Consider the following 16,099-nt stretch of genomic DNA (forward strand, 5'->3'; position numbering starts at 1 on the left):
GCCAAAGCCGTCGTTCGGCGTTGCAGTTCCGGGGTTGCGCCCGATCGACGAACGACCGTCCCCACACGGGTGGTCGCTGCACAGGGCTCCGCCGCAAATGCTGGGAGCATTGGGGCCGCTACCACCGCACCTTGATACCGAGCGAGGCCTGGACGGAGAACCTGACGCTTGCGTCGCCGCCGATGTCCCACAGGTGGCCGATCTCACCGTAGAGGCTGCTCGTGGGCGTCAGTGCCAGCGTGGCGCCGGCGGCCACCTCGGCGGCGCTGTAGCCGCTTGCGCTTTCGATCGGGATGGACCCCGCCGGGCCAATGAAGTTGACCACGTCCCCGCCGTAGCTGGCGCGGTACAGGTTCACGCGGGCGTAGGGCTCCAGCCGACCGGCGCCGGTGGCGATGTCGCCCTTGATGCGCAGACCCAGGCGCCCGATCCAGCCGTCGGCGGCGTCCTGGTGAACCTGCGCGCCGCTGAGCACCATGTCGTCCACGTTGCTGTGCTGCCAGGCGATCTGCGCCTGCGGTTCGATGCTCCAGCGCTCGCTGAGCGCGAAGGGCTTGCCCGCCTCCACGGAAGCCGTGAAGCTGCTGGCCTTGCCCGAGACGTTCGGATTGCCGTCGGGGCGCATGGTGAAACGCTGGCTGCCGCCCTGCAGCACGCTGTCGACGTACAGGCCGCTCGCGTCCATCCAGGTGGCGTACCCGCCCAGGTAGCGCGATTGCAGGTCGTTGCGGCCCACGCGGGCGGTGATGCCGCGGGCATTGCCGGTGACGTCGGCGGCGCCATCGAGATAGCCCACATAGACGCCGGCGCGCCAGTAGCCGCTGGCCCACAGGTCGGTGCCGGCCTGCAGCCCGCTCACGTGCCCCTCGGCCTGGACCTGGGCGACGCCCGGTTGCTGGATGTCCAGGTCGGTGTAGACCACGCGGCCCCATGCGCGGCGTGTGTTGAATGGCGCGCCTTGCTGCGAGTCCGGTCCCTGGGCCGACGGGGCCTCGTCGCCGATACGCCGATGCAGGTTGCCCAGTATCGCGAGGTCGCCCTGCCGCAGTTGCGCCGGCAAGGCCGCCAGCAGCGGGACTTCCGCGCGGAAGGTTGGCAGCGGTTCCGCTGTCGGCACTGGCGGTGCGGTGGAGCGCAGGTACCAGTTCTCTCCAGCGCCCTGCGCGTCGGCGGCGTAAAGCCGGTATTCATAGGCGCCGGCGTCCACATGGCCGTTGGCCAGGCTGAAGGCGCTGCGGGTCGTTTGCGCGGTGGTGGTCGCGCCGTTGAGTCCGCTCACCACTTCGATGCCGTTGCCCGTGGTGAGGGCGCCCAGCCCGCCCAGGTTCGTGATCTGGATCGAGGTGTTGCCGCTGGCGCTCGCCGCTGGACCGTCGAGCACCAGGCGGTCGCTCAGGCTGCCATCTGCGCCCAGTTGGGTGCCCAACCGCAGCAAGCTGTGGGCGATATAGGCCCCGGTGACCGTGAGCGTGCTGCCCGCGGTGGCGCTGACCAGGCTCACCGTGCCGGCGTTGTCCAGCGCCGCCACGCGCTGGTTGAAGCCACCGGTATGGAGCGTTGCGCCTTGCGCGACGATGTGGGCCGAGTTGGCGCTGAAGGCATTGGCCGAAGCTGCGCGCAAGGTGCCGGCGGCGACCGTCGTGGCGCCGCTGTAGGTGTTCGCGCCCGACAGCACGGTGGTGCCCGTACCGGTCTGGCTCACGCCACCGCTGCCCGAGATGACGCCGTCGAAGGCATGGAAGTCGTTGCGGTTGAAGGCGAGCGTGCCGTTGTTGTTCGTGACGTTGCCGGTGATTGATCCGGTGGCACCGCCATCGCCGAGTTGCAGCGTCCCGCCCGAAATGGTCGTGCCGCCTGTGTAGGTGTTGGTGCCTGTCAGCACGGTGGTGCCCGGGCCGTTTTGCTGCAGCGCGCCCGCGCCCGAGATCGCGTTGCTCACGGTGCTGGTGTCACTGCGGTTGAAGGCGAGGAAGCCGTTGTTGATGACGTCGCCAGCGCCCACGGAGCCAGCGCTGCCGCCATTGCCGACCTGCAAGGTGCCCGCGCTGATGGTCGTGCCGCCTTCGTAGGCGTTGTTGCCGGCGAGAACCAGCGTGCCGCTGCCGAGCTTCGTAAGCCCGCCGCTGCCATCGATGGTCTGCGCGATCGTGGCCGTATGGCCGTTGGTGTCGATGCGGCCGCCCGGGGCATCGAAGGTGACGGGGCGCGTGGCCGCAACGCTCAAGTCGGCGTCCGCGCGCAAGGTGCCGCCGCCGAATTCGAGGGGGCCACTGGGTGCGCCCAGATTGGCATCGGTCGAGACTGCCAGCACGCCATTGCCCAGGAGGGTGCCGCCCGCGTAGCTGTTGGCGCCCGCGAGCACCAGGGTACCGCTGCCGCCCTGGGTGAGCATGCCAAGCCCGGAAATGGGGCCGGTGAGGCTCAAGGTCGTGCCGGCTGCGGGCGCAAAGGTGCCGCCGTCGCTGCCCAGATCGACGCTGCGCGCGCTGCCGAAGCTCGCACTGGTGACCAGCGTGCCCTTGTTCAGGCTGAGCCCGCCGCTGGCTGCGCCGAGGTTGCCGTCGGCGCCAACCTGCACCGAGCCGCCGTTGATTGCGGTGCCACCGGAATAGGTGTTGGCGCCACCCAGCACCAAGAGGCCTGTATCGGCACTGACCAGCCGGGTTGCCCCACTCGCGCCGTCGACGATGGGTGCGTTGATGGTGGCGGTGACGAGTGGATCGACCCGGATGATAGTCACCGGCTCGCCCGCCAGTGTGAAGCCGCCGCCCTCGATCGTGTAGCCAGTGGTCCGGAACTCCATGCCCTCGAAAGCGATGTTCTGGCCCAGCGTGACGGTCCCGGCGATGCCCTGGAAGACGGCGAAGCCGCTTTGCCAGGGCGCGTTGACCGTGCCGGCCGCGTTGGTCCAGTTGGTGGTTGTGGTGTTCCATGTCGACGTGCCGCCATCGACCGCGTTGTTGGACGTGGTGTTCACGCCGTCCCAGTACTGCAGCGCAAAGCCACCCGACTGGACGATCAGGTTGACTTGGCCTGGCGTCGCGGTGTCGACCAGGAAGTCGCTGCTGACAAAGCGTGCGGGCAGCGACCCCGTGACCGCGAGTCCGTTGTCGGTGAGCGTGCCGCTGTAGTTGAACACGCGATAAGTGCCAGGCGACATGCCGCCAAGATTGGCAAGGTTGAGCGTGCCGTCGAGCGTGAGGTTGACGGCCACGTTGGTCAGGTCGTTCTGGGTTGCGCCGACCTGCCCGGGAAGGCCCAGCTCGTAGTCGATCTGCGAAGCGGGATTGAGCACCAGCGTGCCCACGTTGAAAGTGCCCGGGCTGTTGCCCGGTGAAAGATGGCCGCCATCAGCCACGTTGACCTGCCCGGCCACCGTGCCGGTGCCTCGCAGCGTCGCGCCGGTGTTGATCTGCGCGCTGCCGGCGACTGTGCCGTTGACCGCCAGCACGCCGGCGTTGACGCTCGTGAGGCCTGTGTAGGTGTTCGAGCCGCTCAGGGTCAGGATGCCGTTGCCGGCCTGGGTCACGGTGCCCGTGCCGCTGATGACACCACCATACGTGCGCGCGTCGCTGCGACCGTACACCAGCGCCCCGTTGTCGACGATGTTTCCGGTGATGGTGCCGCTGGTGCCGCCGGCACCGATTTGCACGGTGCCTGCGCTGATGGTGGTGATGCCGGCATAGGAATTGGCGCCGGTGAGCGTCAGCGTGCCGGTGCCCGCCTGGGTCAGCGAACCGGTCCCGCTAACCACCCCGCCGAATGTGAGCGCGTCTGCCCGGTTGAAGGTCAGCGCGGCGTTGTTGGTGACGTTGCCAACTATCGAACCACTCGTTCCGCCATTGCCGAGCTGCAGGATGCCAGCCGAGATCGTGGTCCCGCCGGTATAGGTGTTGGTGCCAGTCAAGACTGTCGTGCCGGTGCCGTTCTGGCTGACCGCGCCGCTACCGGAAATGACGCCGCTGAAATCGAGCGTGTTCGAGCGGTTGAACGCCAGCGTGCCGTCGTCGATCACATTGCCGACAACACTCCCCGTCGTGCCGCCATTGCCAATTTTCAATGCCGCTCCACTGGCAATCGTCGTACCGCCGCCGGCGCCACGATTCGTTAGCGCGCCGGTCATGGTCAGCGTGCCGCGCTGAATGCTGGTCGCAGCGGCGGTTGTCCCGGTCGTCGTAACCGCGCCACTCAGCGTCCAGGCGGTGCCGGCCATCACTAGGCTGTTCAAGCCCGTGATAGTGCTGTCCTCGCTGCCTGTCCCCTGCATCTGCAGGACGTTGTTCGCGCCGGTACTCGATACATCGCCATTGAGCACTGACCCCGTTCCGAGCGTGAGCGTATTGCTGCTGCCGGTGATCGAAACGGCTACGCCGCCGCTGCCACCGATTGTTCCGGCGGTGAAGATGCTGTTGCCACTGTTCCCGACCAACACACCGGTGACCCCGCTGATTACGCCGGAATTGTTGATCACGCTGGAGGAAGCGCTGCTGTCAAAAAGGATGCCTGCGGTTGGAGCCGCCGTCGCCGATCCGAGGATCGTGCCCTCGTTATTGATGGTTGTGGCAGCCCTGAGGTTGTAGACACCCACCCCGAAGTCATGGTGACCTGTGCCGGACACGATGGTGGCGCCGGCATGGTTGTTGATGGTCACCGTGCCGGTGGTATCCAGCCAAATGCCGTTCGGCGTCGTGAGGATCGCGCCGCTGTTGATGGTGCCGAAATTCTCGACCGTTCCGCCGGACGATCCTTCGTAGCTGATCGGTTGGCTTACCCTGGCGCTGACGTCGCCGAAGTTGGTGATGTTGTTATTGGGGCCGCCACCCCTGAATACCACGCCATAGGTGTGCCCGAGTATCTGTCCTGTACTCTGGTTGACCAGCGACCCGTTGGCATTGAAGCGGAATGCGGCGGCAAAACCCTCGGTGGAACTGTTGACTGTTCCTCCGTTTGTGAAGGTGACAGGCGCAATACCATTGATGATCAGGGCGTCCCCGGTCGTGGAAGACACGCTCGTGCCCGGATTCAGCCAATAGGCGGTGTCGGTCGACAGGGTCTGCGTGGATGTGCTGGGGCCGACGATTGTCTGGGCCTGTGCGGGCGCCAACACTATTGTGAGAAGCGCGACCGTGAGCAATCTGGACGAGACAAGTTTGCCTCCGGCCCGTGCCGGCGACGCCGTCCCGCGTCGCGGTCCGACCGAAAGCAGTGGTTCGCACCCCATATCGGCTGTTGCAAATGTCGATTTTTGGGGGCCCCGTGCCAGTTCGGAGATCGCCACCCACGCCCGATGGACGGCAATCCAGACCACCCGATATGTTGCGTTCATCGTCCTGTCCTCCAAAGCGTTGTTATCAAGGCACTGCGGGGGTCTGGATGGAACGATAGGGCGTCGCAACCGTGCTTGAGGCTAGCCAATCAACATGGCGATGCCTGTGACTGAAGACATGGCGCGCAAGCGCGTGCGCATGGGTATAGCCATTAGTGCACCGCGCGATCGAATCCCAATACCAGACTACCGCCTCTAGAACGCCGTTTCAACAACAATTTTCGAGAAGGCCCGTGCTGGAGCCGGTCCGCCGGCCGGGCACTGATATGGCGGTGGTTCCGAAACCTTTGTTTCCAAGAAGATGGACGCCCCGCCGTCCAAAGGTTGGCCAAACATCCCGAAGAGTCGCGGCCGGGCAAGGCTTGCGTGGTGAACGTCGGTCAGCTGCTGCGGCGGTTGCACGCAATCCACCAACCTAGATGACACCTAGATGCGCCCAGGCTGAAAGCGGGACGCACCGGCCGTACAGTTTTGCCTGCCGGCCAATGTCCACAAACAGTTTCGAACCGGAAGGTCGATTCAACTGCCCGGGCGACCGGTGATGGCCGGAACCGTGAGTGCGCAGCTAATCCAGGAAGCAGGCCCTCGACTGAAGGCGCTGCGCATCATGGCAGCCCTTGATCGTCCGAGACGACTGCTTCGAGCTCCCGAACGCGCATCCTAGGCGGCCCTCAACTTGATGGGAGTCCATCATGGCATCCAATCTCAACGCCCCTCATCGCGAGCCGTGGAACAAGGGCAAGATCGTCGGGCAGAAGGCTCCGTTCAGGATCAAGGACATCTGGGCACTCCGAGTGCGCCTCCAAATGGAGAGCCGAGTGCGCGAGCTTGCCCTCTTCAATCTGGGAATTGACAGCAAGTTGCGTGGCTGCGACCTCGTCAGTCTTAAGGTTCGAGACGTCTGCCACGGCGACCAGGTAGCAACTCGCGCCGTAGTGATGCAACACAAGACCCAGCGCCCTGTTCAGTTCGAGATAACACCGGTAACGCGGGAAGCTGTGCAGAAGGGGATCAAGCAATCCGGGCTGAAGTCCGAGGATTTCTTGTTCCCAAGCCGCGTCCACGCCTCACCGCATCTGGGCACACGGCAATACGCACGAATTCTTGAGGGCTGGGTCGAGGAACTTGGTCTTGATCCCGCCGAGTACGGCACGCATTCGATGCGGCGAACCAAGGCAACGTTGATCTACCGCCGTACCAAGAACGTGCGCGCCGCGCAGTTGCTGCTTGGCCATGCCAAGCTCGGGTCGACGGTGAGATACCTCGGCATCGAGGTGGACGACGCCCTGGAGATCTCCGAGCAAACTGAGATTTGATCTGGCGGCAATCAATCGGGCACGCCGTCGATCGCAGAGTTCAGCGAAGCGATCGGATTTGCCCGCCTGTCCAGAAGCTGCGGGCGGGGCGTATGGGCATCATGCTGTGATACGGACACGTTCTTTTTCGTCGGCACGCGCGCCCGATGCGCGGCGGCTTCGTCACTTGAGCTGGACCTGTCACGCTCGATTCCGAGCGGTCCGTGCTCTGGAACCTGGCGGTGATCCTCGGCGGGGACACCAGCTTCAGCATCAGGCTGGACCTATAGATGACGGGAACGGCAGCTTCGCGTTCCAAGACCGATCGGTCGACGCCTGCAGCACCTACCTGGCGGGCGACGCGCCAGCGACCGCCTCCTCCGTCTCGCGCAAATGCCTGTCCATCAAGGCAACGGCCAGCGGCGCGTCCCGGCGCAGCACGGCATCAAGGATCTCCTGGTGCTCGGCCTGCACATCACGCACGATAAGGGGACCCTTCAGGCGGATCTTACGATAGCGCTGCGAGTGATCGACGAGCTGGTTCCAGAAGCGAAGTAGCCATTGCGAGCCGCACGCGCCGACCAATGCGGCGTGAAAGCGCCGGTGCTTGGCTTCCCAGTCCGCGGTCGCCGCCGCCGGTGCGCCGGGTTCCGGCAGCGGGGTGCGCGTCAACACGTGCAGCGCTGCCATGACTTCGGCTTCCCATACAGCATCGCCGCGTTCGATGGAGGCGCTCAGGCACAGGCGCTCGATCTCCCGGCGCGTCCTCATCAGATCGGCCAGCTCGGCCGGCGAGGCTTCCAGCACACGGGCACCTCGATGCGCTTCCATGGCCACAAGGCCCTCGCTCGCAAGCCGCGCCAAGCCTTCGCGGATGGGCGTCAATCCCAGCTCGAAGCGCGTTTCCAAATCGGCGACCCGCAAGCGCTCGTTGGGCGTCAGTTCGCCCTGCAGGATTTCCTGCCGCAGGCGCTGATAGGCGCGCTCGGTGCGCGAGCCGGCCTCGGAGGCCGCACCTTCTACTTCATTTTGTTTCATAAGAGCAATGGGTACTTATGCGATGAGATAGATTTTATAAAATATCGTAAATTTCATGCACTGATCATTCACTCAGTGCTGATGGCCCGGTTTTGAGTCCGTGCCGCGATCTTCCGGTCAGAGGGATTGGGGGAGCGCACCCAAGCGCCTATTTTGCAAATTTCTTTCCATTTCATGAACAAAAAAGCGACATTGCTTGCCTGTACCTTCGCATTGACCGCCGGATCCACCTCGGCTCAGAGCGCACTCACCACCTACGGCCTTGTCGATCTGGGCTTCGTTCACGAGAGCGGAGGGCCTAACGGCGCCAGCGTCAACAAGCTGACCAGCGGCGTTCAATCGGGCTCCAGACTGGGTTTTCGCGGTGCGGAGGACCTCGGTGGCGGCCTGCAGGGCTTCTTCATTCTGGAGATGGGCATCAATGCCGACACCGGCGCGCTGGGCCAAGGAGGCTTGGCTTTCGGTCGCCAGTCGGTGGTGGGGCTGAAGGACAGCGCCCTGGGCAGCGTCATCTTGGGTCGGCAGTACACGCCAGTCGCGAACATCCAGACCGAAACCGATCCGTTCACCACCGGCCTGGCGGGTGACTCCGCGAACCTCATTTCCCCTGGAGGCTTGGGCGGCAACAACCGCATGGACAACACTTTGCGCTACGTCTATACCCACAGCAGCGGGTTCTCGGCCGACGCCGTCTACGGCTTCGGGGAGGTGCCCGACAGCAACGCCAAGCGCCAGTACGGCGGCGCCATCGGCTACGTGTCGGGCCCGATCTACGCCAAGCTGGGCTACGCCAACGTGAACGTCGCCCAGAATGTTCCAGCCAAGATGACCTTCCTGGGCGCAAAGTACAACTTTGGCGTCGCGACGGCGCACTTCAACTATGTCTGGAACAAGGGTTCGGCGGTGTTTGGCCTGGTCAACCCCGACTCGCAGGACCTCATGGTCGGCCTCACGGTGCCCATCGGAGCGCACCAGATCATGGCCTCGTACATCCACAAGGACGACAAGACCGCGGCCAACAACGACGCCAAGCAGATCGCCCTGGGCTACCTCTACTACCTGTCCAAGCGCACCAACTTCTACAGCTCGGTTGCACGCATCGACAACAACGCCGTCGCCGGCGCCCCGACGGGCTTCTACCGCGTTGGGAACGCGACCGAGCAGGGCCTGGGCGACAAGGCTTTCAACGCAGGCATTCGGCACGTGTTCTGAACGAAGCCGGGCCACACATTGGGAGAAACATCCATGATCCATGCAGCATCGACGACGCGCCGCGTCATCAAGGAATTCGGCATCCAAGCCGACTGATTCCGATGAGCCAGTACATGAACGCCATAGGGCCGAATGCTCCGACGCTTCCCGCCCAGCCGCCGCTGCCCTTTGCCGCGGCGCAGGACTACGAGGAACTGGTGCTAGGCTGGGCACGGACCCAGGTGCTGCCGGACGACGTCGTCGCCATGCGCGACCGCGCCTACGGGCCGGACCTGATGCAGCGCTATGACACCTATCGGCGTCGTGACTTGCGCGACGCGCCGATCCTGGTCTTCTGGCATGGTGGCGGCTGGACCAACGGCTACAAGGAATACGTCAGCTTCATGGCCGACGCGGTGACGCGCCTGGGCATGGTGCTGGTGGCCCCCGGCTACCGTTTGGCACCGGAGCATCCGTTGCCCGCAGGCTTTGACGATGCGCTGGCAGCCCTGCGGCATGTCATCGACCATGCAGGCGAACTCGGCGGCCGGCGCGATCGCATCTATCTGGCCGGCCACTCGGCCGGTGGTCATCTGGCGGCACTTGCCGCGTTGCGCCAGGCCGATGCGCAACGCGCCGGCGTCGACACAAGCGCCATTCGCGCCTGCCTGCCGATCAGCGGGATCATGGACCTACACCATCCGCAACCCGCACCAGGCAGCATGGAGGAGCGCATCTACACCATGGTGCTGGGCGACGCCTTCGACGATGCCGCCATGAGCCCCTTGTGCTGGACGGCCGAAAACCAGCTGCCCTTCCTGCTGAGCTTCGGCGATTCAGACAGCGAGCGTGTCGCGCGCTCCAACCGGCGCATGGCGTCCCTGCTTGCGATGCAGGAAGGAACATGCCGCCTGGACATCGAGCAGGACATGGATCACTTCATGACGCACACGCGCCTCCGGGACCCGGCAGCGCCGTGGTACCAGCGACTGCAAGCCATCGTTCAGGAGACCCTGCCATGAAAGTCGTCGATGTCGGCCTGCCCCCGCTGGGCCAACCCTTCTCGTGGGCGGTTCAGGCAGGCGGGCTGCTGTTCACCACCCATGGCCCAGTGTGCCAGGACGGCTCGATCGACACCGGGCCGATCGAGCGGCAGGCCCGACTCACCCTGGAGAACCTGCGCCGCGCCGTGCACGCCGCGGGCGCCCGGATGGGCGATGTGGCGCAGGTGCTCATCTACCTGACCGATGCCGGCGACATGGCTGCCGTGGACGCGGCGTACAGGGAATTCTTCTCGGCGCCCTATCCCAATCGATCCAGCGTGGTCGTCCAGGCGCTGGTGGTGCCTGGCATGCGCATCGAGATGGTTGCCTACGCAGTGGCCAGCGGCTAAAGGTGCGCACGAAAGCGACTGTGCTGCGCTTCCCATTTCGGCAAGCCGTATCGGCCCTGCCACAGAACAGGCCCGTGGCCGGGCCTTCAACTTTGGTATTTGCAAGATCTTTCTTAATCCCCCCGATTCACAATCCGGAAGCACCCATGACTAATAAACAGTTCAGCACAACACGCCGATCACTGGCAGCGCTCGTCGCCTGCGCGACGCTCGGTGGCGCAGCATTCCTCAGCGAGGCCCATGCCGAGGGCTACCCCACCAAGCCCATCACCATCGTGGTGGCCTATCCGGCGGGCGGTGACACCGACGTGCTTGCCCGCGTGCTCGCGGAGAAGCTGAGCACCCGTCTCGGGCAGCCGGTGGTGGTTGACAACCGCACCGGCGCCGCCGGCACCATCGGAACCGCGTATGTCTCCAAGGCCAAAGCCGATGGCTACACCCTGCTGATGGCGCCCAACACAATCGCCATCACGCCGCATGTGCTCAGGGGCGTGACAGGGGCAAACGTTGATCCGACCACAGACCTGACGTCGATCGCCCAACTCGGCAGCCAGTCCCTGTTCGTCGTGGCCACCACCACGAGCGGTGTCAGCAACGTCAAGCAACTGGTCTCCAAGGTGAAGGAGGGAAAGATCACCTCTTATGCGAGCCCGGGCAACGGCTCGCCGATGCACATCCTTGGCGAACTGTTCGACAAGTCGGCCGGCGTGAAGATCACCCAGGTCCCCTACCGCGGCAGCATGCCGGCCGTCGCCGACATGGTCGGCGGCCAGTTGCCGATGATGTACACGACGCTCGGCCCGGTGGCGCCACACATCAAGTCCGGAAAGCTCGTGCCCTTGGCGGTGGCAGACGCAAAGCGCTCGCCCTTCCTGCCCGATGTCCCGACGCTGGCGGAGCAAGGCTACAAGGGGGCCGAGGTCGGCGCGTGGCAGGCGTTGATGGGGCCCAAGGGGATGCCCGCCGAACTGGTTGCCTTGCTCAACCAGCAGGTCAACGAGATCCTCAAGATGCCTGACGTGATCGCCCGCATGGAAAACATCGCGCTCTCTCCCGCCGGTGGCGACCCCGCCAAGCTCGCCAAGCTGGTGGCCGACGATTACGTGCGCTACGGGAAGATCGTCAGCGAGTTCGGCATCAAGGCCGATTGAACCGCGGCGCTGACCAGGATTACTTCATGACCACGCTGATTACAGGTGCCGGCATCATCGGATGCCACACGGCCCGCATACTGGCCGACCGAGGCGAGGACGTCTTGCTGCTGGATCTGCGCCCGGCGCGCGAGGCCATCGCGACGATCGTGAACAGCCCGAGGGTGCACGTCGTGGAGGCCGACGTGGCCGATTTCGCGCAGCTGTCCGATCTCGTTGTCGCGCACGGTGTTCGGCGCATCGTGCACACCGCTGCCCTGCTATCGACCGCGATTCGTGCGAATCCGCGCAAGGGCATCGAAGTCAATGTGATGGGCGTGGCGAACGTGCTGGAGTTGGCACGTCAGCACGCGCTGGAGCGGGTGGTCATCGCCAGTTCGACCACCGTGGGCTATCCGACCTTTGGCGAGTTCGATGGACCCGCCTTTCCCGAAGACTTCGCGCTCAGGTCCATCAGCCATCGTCCGGGCTCCATCTATGCGGCGACCAAGGTCACCGCAGAACACCTGGCGTTGCTCTATCGCGACCTTTACCGCGTGAGCACGGTATCACTGCGCTATGCCGCTGTCATCGGTGGCTGGCGCGGGCCCGGGACGTCGGTGCCGGGACGGGTGCTGTCATCGCTGGCGACGCCCGCTTCCTTGGGGCAGGTGTCGGTCATCGAGGACCCGTACGTCGTCTGGCGCGGTGGTGAAGAATTCATCGACGCGCGTGACTGCGCCATCGCCAATGTGGATGCGCTCGACGCGGCCGATCCCGCGCAAGGCGTGTACAGCATCGGACTCGGCCACCTCTGCAGCTTCAAGGACTTCGAGCAGGCCGTCCGTCTGCTGTATCCGTCCTTGCAGGTCGAACTGCGCATCGAACCTCAAGGTGGCTTTGCAGGGTTTCCCCACGTGCGCCATGCGGCCTCCGACATCAGCGCTGCAGCGCGCGAGCTGGGCTGGCGCCCCTTGTTCTCGCTGGCCGAGTCGGTCGCGCATTTCGCACCGCTATGCACGACGTCGACGCCGTACAGCTGACAGTCGGGGCTACCCGCCCCATTCAAAACGAACTCTCAGGGGACGTTTCCATGATCAATCAACCCCCTTCAAAGGGCAGCCTTCCGGTCGCCTGCGTGACCGGCGCCGCACAAGGCATCGGCCTTGCCACGGCCAAGCGCCTCGCGCAAGACGGCTTCCACGTGGTGGCCATCGACCGCTCCAGGGACCAACTGGAGGCTGAAGTCGCGACCTTGGTCGCGCAAGGCCTGGCGGCCGAGGCCGCCGCGCTCGACATTTGTGACCGCGTCGCCGTCATCGAAGCACTCGATCGGCAGCCGCGCGTGGACGCGATGGTGTGCGCGGCTGGCATCTACAAAGATGCTCGCCTTCTCGAACTCACCGACGAATCCTTCCGGCGGATGCTCGAAGTCAATGTCATGGGCACCTTCATCCCCGCACAAGAGGCAGCTCGCCGCATGCGCGCGGGCAGGCGCATCGTCACCGTCTCCTCGCGGGGAGCCCTGGGCGGCACGCGCTTCGCCCACTATGTGGCATCCAAGGCCGCGGTGGTCGGACTGACGCGCGCCATGGCCATGGAGTTGAGGGATGCGCAGATCGCGGTGAACTCGGTAGCACCCGGCTTCACCGACACGCCGATGACGCGCTCTGCGCCTGAGGAAATGTTCTCGGCTTGGGAGCAACAGGAGCCTTCCGGCAAGGCCGCGAGCCCGGACTTCATTGCAACGCCATCACCTTCCTGTGCGCGCCGGGCACGCAGTTCATCACGGGCCAGACCTTGTACGTGGACGGTGGAAAATCGCTCGGCGCACTGGGAATTTGAATCGCAGTGGGCACGATCACCTCAGCGGTCACCCCTCTGCGTCAAAGCAGTGCTCGGGAACGTGCGCGTTCGTGAACTGCCGTCCCGATCACAGCGAAACGCCACCTGAGGTCCGTGACACGCCACCACTGCCCACCAGATCTGACACAGTCAATTTCTCTCGCGGCGGGGCGAACACCACCTCAACAAACTTGATACGAACTTCACGTTCCTTCAGATAAGCAATTGCCCCGTTTCTCGCCTTGGGCGCGACGCGCTCGTCGCGGTTGAATGCACTCTTCATTCCAACACTCCCACACCCCCTTTTTTCAACTTTACCTGGACCCGATCGCTCCATGTCGAGCGGCCCTGCCGGGATGACACGCGCCATGGACACTCAACTCGAAACCACATCCGTACCCGCGCGCCAGCGCATCGAATCCTTGCGCTCGCAGATGTCCGAACTGAACGACAGCGCCCTGTTCATTTCCGGCGCTGACGCCGATGAGCGCTTCTGCGTGGACTTCAGCGGAGGCCGCGGTGCGCCGCTGGCCGTATTGAGGCCTGCGTCGCCGGACCATGCGGCGCGGGCCGTAAGGGCTGCCCACTCGCTTGATTTGCCCATCGTCATCCAGGGTGGCATGACGGGCCTCGTGGGCGCCGGTGTGCCGCAGGCGGGCGAGGTGGTGCTGTCGCTCGAGCGCCTGAACCTCATCGAGGAGATCGACGAAGCCAACCTCACCATGACGGTGCAAGCCGGCGTGAAACTCCAAGAGGCGCAACAAGCCGCGGAGGCCGTGGGACTGATGCTGCCGATTGACATCGGCAGCAAGGGCTCGTGCCATGTGGGCGGCGTGGTGGCCACCAACGCGGGCGGCAACCGGGTGCTGCGCTTTGGCATGGCAAGAAGCTCGGTGCTCGGCATGGAAGTGGTGTTGCCTGACGGCAGTGTTATTCGCCATTTGGGCAAGGTGATGAAGGACAACGCCGGCTATGACCTGAAGCAACTCTTCATCGGCAGCGAGGGCACGCTGGGCGTCATTACCCGGTTGGTGTTTGCCCTCCAGCCCTTGCCGCGCTCTCGCCAGACGGCGCTCGTCAGCGTGCAGAGCTTCGCTCAGGCCGTGGCGCTGCTCAAGCACGCCCGCCACCGGCTGGGTCCCCGTCTCACCAGCTTTGAAGTCATGTGGCGGGACTTCTTTGACACCGTCACCACACAACTGCGAATCGGCCGCCAGCCCTTTGCCGAACCCGGCTCGCACCTGATCCTTTTGGAATCGATGGGGCAGGATCCGGATGCCGACGACGAGCGGTTCAATGAAACGCTGGGCGACTTCCTGTCGGTTTCGGAGGGCGCGGACGCCGTCGTGGCGCGCTCCTTGGCCGAAGCGGCCGAGTTGTGGGCCATTCGCGAGTCGTCCGGAGAGGCCGCGGCGGCAGTGAGGCCCTATGTTGGCTTCGACATCAGCCTCCCGATCGGTGCGATGGACGACTGGGTGCGCCAAACCCACGAGGGCCTCGCCGGCATCGGCATCGACAAGGTCCAGACCTACGGCCACCTGGGCGACGGCAACCTCCATCTGGTGGCGGGCTACGGCAGCGACCAGCCAGACATGAAGTCGCGCATCTATGACTTGGTGCATGCATCCGTCGGCGCACTGGGCGGATCGGTGTCCGGCGAGCACGGCATCGGCTTCTTCAAGAAGTCGTACCTGGCGATGAGCCGTTCAGACGAAGAGATCGCGCTGATGCGCGCCATCAAGCGGGCCATCGACCCACGCGCCTTGCTCAACCGCGGCCGGGTTTTCGACCCGGCCTGAACGCCAATCAGGCGCGTCTTTTTTCTTTTCCTACTCACAAAGGTATCGACATGGCATTTCGTTTTTCCCCCTCCTTGGCGCGCATGGCGCGCCACGTCCTGGCCGCCGGCGCGCTGCTCGCCGCAGGTCTTGCATCGGCCGACGACGGAAAACCGATCCGCGTGCTGGTGGGCTTTCCCGCCGGTGGCGGAACCGACGTGGTGGCGCGCCTGCTATCCGACAAGCTCAAGGACGAACTGGGCACCGCGGTGGTCGTGGACAACCGGCCAGGCGCCGGCGGACAGGTGGCTGCACTTGCGCTGAAGAGCGCGCCGGCAGACGGCAGCGTTTTCTTCCTGACCAATGATCACACCGTCTCCATCGTCCCCCTCGTCATGAAGAATCCGGGCTTCAATACGGCCAGGGATTTCGCGCCCGTGGTCGGCTTCGCCAGCTACGCCAGCGTTCTGGTCTTGAGCGCTGGCACGCCCGCAAAGGACTTCAAGGAGTACGTCGCCTGGGTGCGCAAGGAAGGTGGCAAGAGCAGCGTTGGCATCCCTGCGCCGGCCTCGCTGCCGGAGTTCATAACGACATCCATCGGCAAGAAGAACAATCTGGACTTGGTGGCCGCACCCTATCGCGGCAGCGCCCCGATGCTGGCCGACATGATGGGCAACCAGATCCCTGCAGGTATTTCGGCGATCAATGACTTCGTCGAGTCACACAAGGCCGGCAAGATCCGCATGGTCGCGGCGAGCGGAAAGACGCGCCCCAGCCTGTTCCCGGATGTCCCCACGTTTGGGGAACTCGGCATGGTGGGCTTCGAGAATTCTCCCTTCTATGCGGTGTATGCACCCGCCGGCACGCCTTCTGCGGTCATCGATCGATTCTCCGCCGCCATGAAGAAAGTCCTCGAGATGCCCGCGGTGCGTGAACGTATGACCGCGTTGGGCCTGACAATCGAGTACCTGAACGCCCCGCAACTGGCGGCGCGCGAGAAGACTTATTCCGAAGCCTGGGGCACGCTCATCAAGGCCAGCGGCTACGTGCCGCAGTGATGGGCGGTCGCCGTCGTCTCGACCGGGCAGCAATCACATCGAAGC

General features: G+C 64.7%; 12 protein-coding genes and 1 pseudogene. 9 read left to right on the top strand and 4 right to left on the bottom strand.

The features are described 5' to 3' along the window. Positions 1-118: 118 nt before the first annotated feature. Positions 119-5,104 carry an autotransporter outer membrane beta-barrel domain-containing protein gene (locus QTI66_RS32870; protein ID WP_286564575.1) on the bottom strand — a complete coding sequence of 1,662 codons (4,986 nt, stop codon included), beginning with the start codon at positions 5,102-5,104 and terminating at the stop codon, positions 119-121. A gap of 144 nt (positions 5,105-5,248) precedes the next feature. Then, positions 5,249-5,326 (bottom strand): annotated as a pseudogene (locus QTI66_RS39710) (ESPR-type extended signal peptide-containing protein); the annotation flags it as partial. Between the two features lie 692 nt (positions 5,327-6,018). On the opposite strand from QTI66_RS39710, the gene QTI66_RS32875 reads away from it, so the two are divergent. After that, a complete protein-coding gene (locus tag QTI66_RS32875; protein WP_286564576.1) occupies positions 6,019-6,642 on the top strand; it encodes a tyrosine-type recombinase/integrase in 624 nt (207 codons plus the stop codon). Positions 6,643-6,966: 324 nt separating this feature from the next. Here the strand turns inward: QTI66_RS32875 and QTI66_RS32880 are convergent, their stop codons facing one another. Further along, positions 6,967-7,659, bottom strand: a complete 693-nt coding sequence (locus tag QTI66_RS32880; protein ID WP_286564577.1) for a GntR family transcriptional regulator — start codon at positions 7,657-7,659, stop codon at positions 6,967-6,969. A gap of 174 nt (positions 7,660-7,833) precedes the next feature. On the opposite strand from QTI66_RS32880, the gene QTI66_RS32885 reads away from it, so the two are divergent. From QTI66_RS32885 to QTI66_RS32910, 6 genes are all read left to right on the top strand, one after another. Continuing rightward, positions 7,834-8,871, top strand: coding sequence for a porin (locus QTI66_RS32885; protein ID WP_286564578.1), 1,038 nt, complete (start codon positions 7,834-7,836; stop codon positions 8,869-8,871). A 113-nt stretch (positions 8,872-8,984) separates the two neighbouring features. After that, on the top strand, positions 8,985-9,872 hold the full coding sequence (locus tag QTI66_RS32890) for an alpha/beta hydrolase (RefSeq protein WP_286564579.1): 888 nt from the start codon (positions 8,985-8,987) through the stop codon (positions 9,870-9,872). After that, positions 9,869-10,243: a RidA family protein gene (locus QTI66_RS32895; protein WP_286564580.1), complete on the top strand. Its 375-nt coding sequence runs from the start codon at positions 9,869-9,871 to the stop codon at positions 10,241-10,243. Before QTI66_RS32890 ends, QTI66_RS32895 begins: the two co-directional genes overlap by 4 nt. A gap of 146 nt (positions 10,244-10,389) precedes the next feature. Beyond that, the gene (locus tag QTI66_RS32900; protein WP_286564581.1) at positions 10,390-11,394 is read left to right on the top strand and encodes a Bug family tripartite tricarboxylate transporter substrate binding protein; all 1,005 of its coding nucleotides are present in this window, start codon (positions 10,390-10,392) and stop codon (positions 11,392-11,394) included. Positions 11,395-11,420: 26 nt separating this feature from the next. Further along, a complete protein-coding gene (locus tag QTI66_RS32905) occupies positions 11,421-12,416 on the top strand; it encodes an NAD-dependent epimerase/dehydratase family protein (RefSeq protein WP_286564582.1) in 996 nt (331 codons plus the stop codon). A 50-nt stretch (positions 12,417-12,466) separates the two neighbouring features. Continuing rightward, positions 12,467-13,327 (top strand): SDR family NAD(P)-dependent oxidoreductase, encoded by an 861-nt coding sequence (locus QTI66_RS32910; RefSeq protein WP_286564583.1) that lies wholly within the window; start codon positions 12,467-12,469, stop codon positions 13,325-13,327. On the opposite strand, the gene QTI66_RS32915 is transcribed toward QTI66_RS32910, so the two are convergent. Beyond that, complete coding sequence (locus QTI66_RS32915; protein WP_286564584.1) at positions 13,307-13,588, bottom strand: hypothetical protein; 282 nt, start codon at positions 13,586-13,588, stop codon at positions 13,307-13,309. The genes QTI66_RS32910 and QTI66_RS32915 overlap by 21 nt on opposite strands. Here QTI66_RS32915 and QTI66_RS32920 point away from each other — a divergent pair. Together QTI66_RS32920 and QTI66_RS32925 are read left to right on the top strand one after the other, a co-directional pair. Beyond that, on the top strand, positions 13,587-15,017 hold the full coding sequence (locus tag QTI66_RS32920) for an FAD-binding oxidoreductase (protein ID WP_286564585.1): 1,431 nt from the start codon (positions 13,587-13,589) through the stop codon (positions 15,015-15,017). The two genes, QTI66_RS32915 and QTI66_RS32920, sit on opposite strands and share 2 nt — an antisense overlap. 50 nt (positions 15,018-15,067) lie before the next feature. Beyond that, positions 15,068-16,054, top strand: a complete 987-nt coding sequence (locus QTI66_RS32925; protein WP_286564586.1) for a Bug family tripartite tricarboxylate transporter substrate binding protein — start codon at positions 15,068-15,070, stop codon at positions 16,052-16,054. Positions 16,055-16,099 lie beyond the last annotated feature (45 nt).

The sequence above is a fragment of the Variovorax brevis genome, from assembly GCF_030317105.1.
Taxonomy (GTDB): Bacteria; Pseudomonadota; Gammaproteobacteria; order Burkholderiales; family Burkholderiaceae_C; genus Variovorax; species Variovorax brevis.

Bases quoted from the DNA above. Each gene is read 5' to 3' on its own strand.
- QTI66_RS32880 (WP_286564577.1), bottom strand. From the start codon at position 7,659: ATGAAACAAAATGAAGTAGAAGGTGCGGCCTCCGAGGCCGGCTCGCGC.
- QTI66_RS32905 (WP_286564582.1), top strand. From the start codon at position 11,421: ATGACCACGCTGATTACAGGTGCCGGCATCATCGGATGCCACACGGCC.
- QTI66_RS32885 (WP_286564578.1), top strand. From the start codon at position 7,834: ATGAACAAAAAAGCGACATTGCTTGCCTGTACCTTCGCATTGACCGCC.
- QTI66_RS32900 (WP_286564581.1), top strand. From the start codon at position 10,390: ATGACTAATAAACAGTTCAGCACAACACGCCGATCACTGGCAGCGCTC.
- QTI66_RS32915 (WP_286564584.1), bottom strand. From the start codon at position 13,588: ATGGCGCGTGTCATCCCGGCAGGGCCGCTCGACATGGAGCGATCGGGT.
- QTI66_RS32890 (WP_286564579.1), top strand. From the start codon at position 8,985: ATGAACGCCATAGGGCCGAATGCTCCGACGCTTCCCGCCCAGCCGCCG.
- QTI66_RS32875 (WP_286564576.1), top strand. From the start codon at position 6,019: ATGGCATCCAATCTCAACGCCCCTCATCGCGAGCCGTGGAACAAGGGC.
- QTI66_RS32895 (WP_286564580.1), top strand. From the start codon at position 9,869: ATGAAAGTCGTCGATGTCGGCCTGCCCCCGCTGGGCCAACCCTTCTCG.
- QTI66_RS32910 (WP_286564583.1), top strand. From the start codon at position 12,467: ATGATCAATCAACCCCCTTCAAAGGGCAGCCTTCCGGTCGCCTGCGTG.
- QTI66_RS32920 (WP_286564585.1), top strand. From the start codon at position 13,587: ATGGACACTCAACTCGAAACCACATCCGTACCCGCGCGCCAGCGCATC.
- QTI66_RS32925 (WP_286564586.1), top strand. From the start codon at position 15,068: ATGGCATTTCGTTTTTCCCCCTCCTTGGCGCGCATGGCGCGCCACGTC.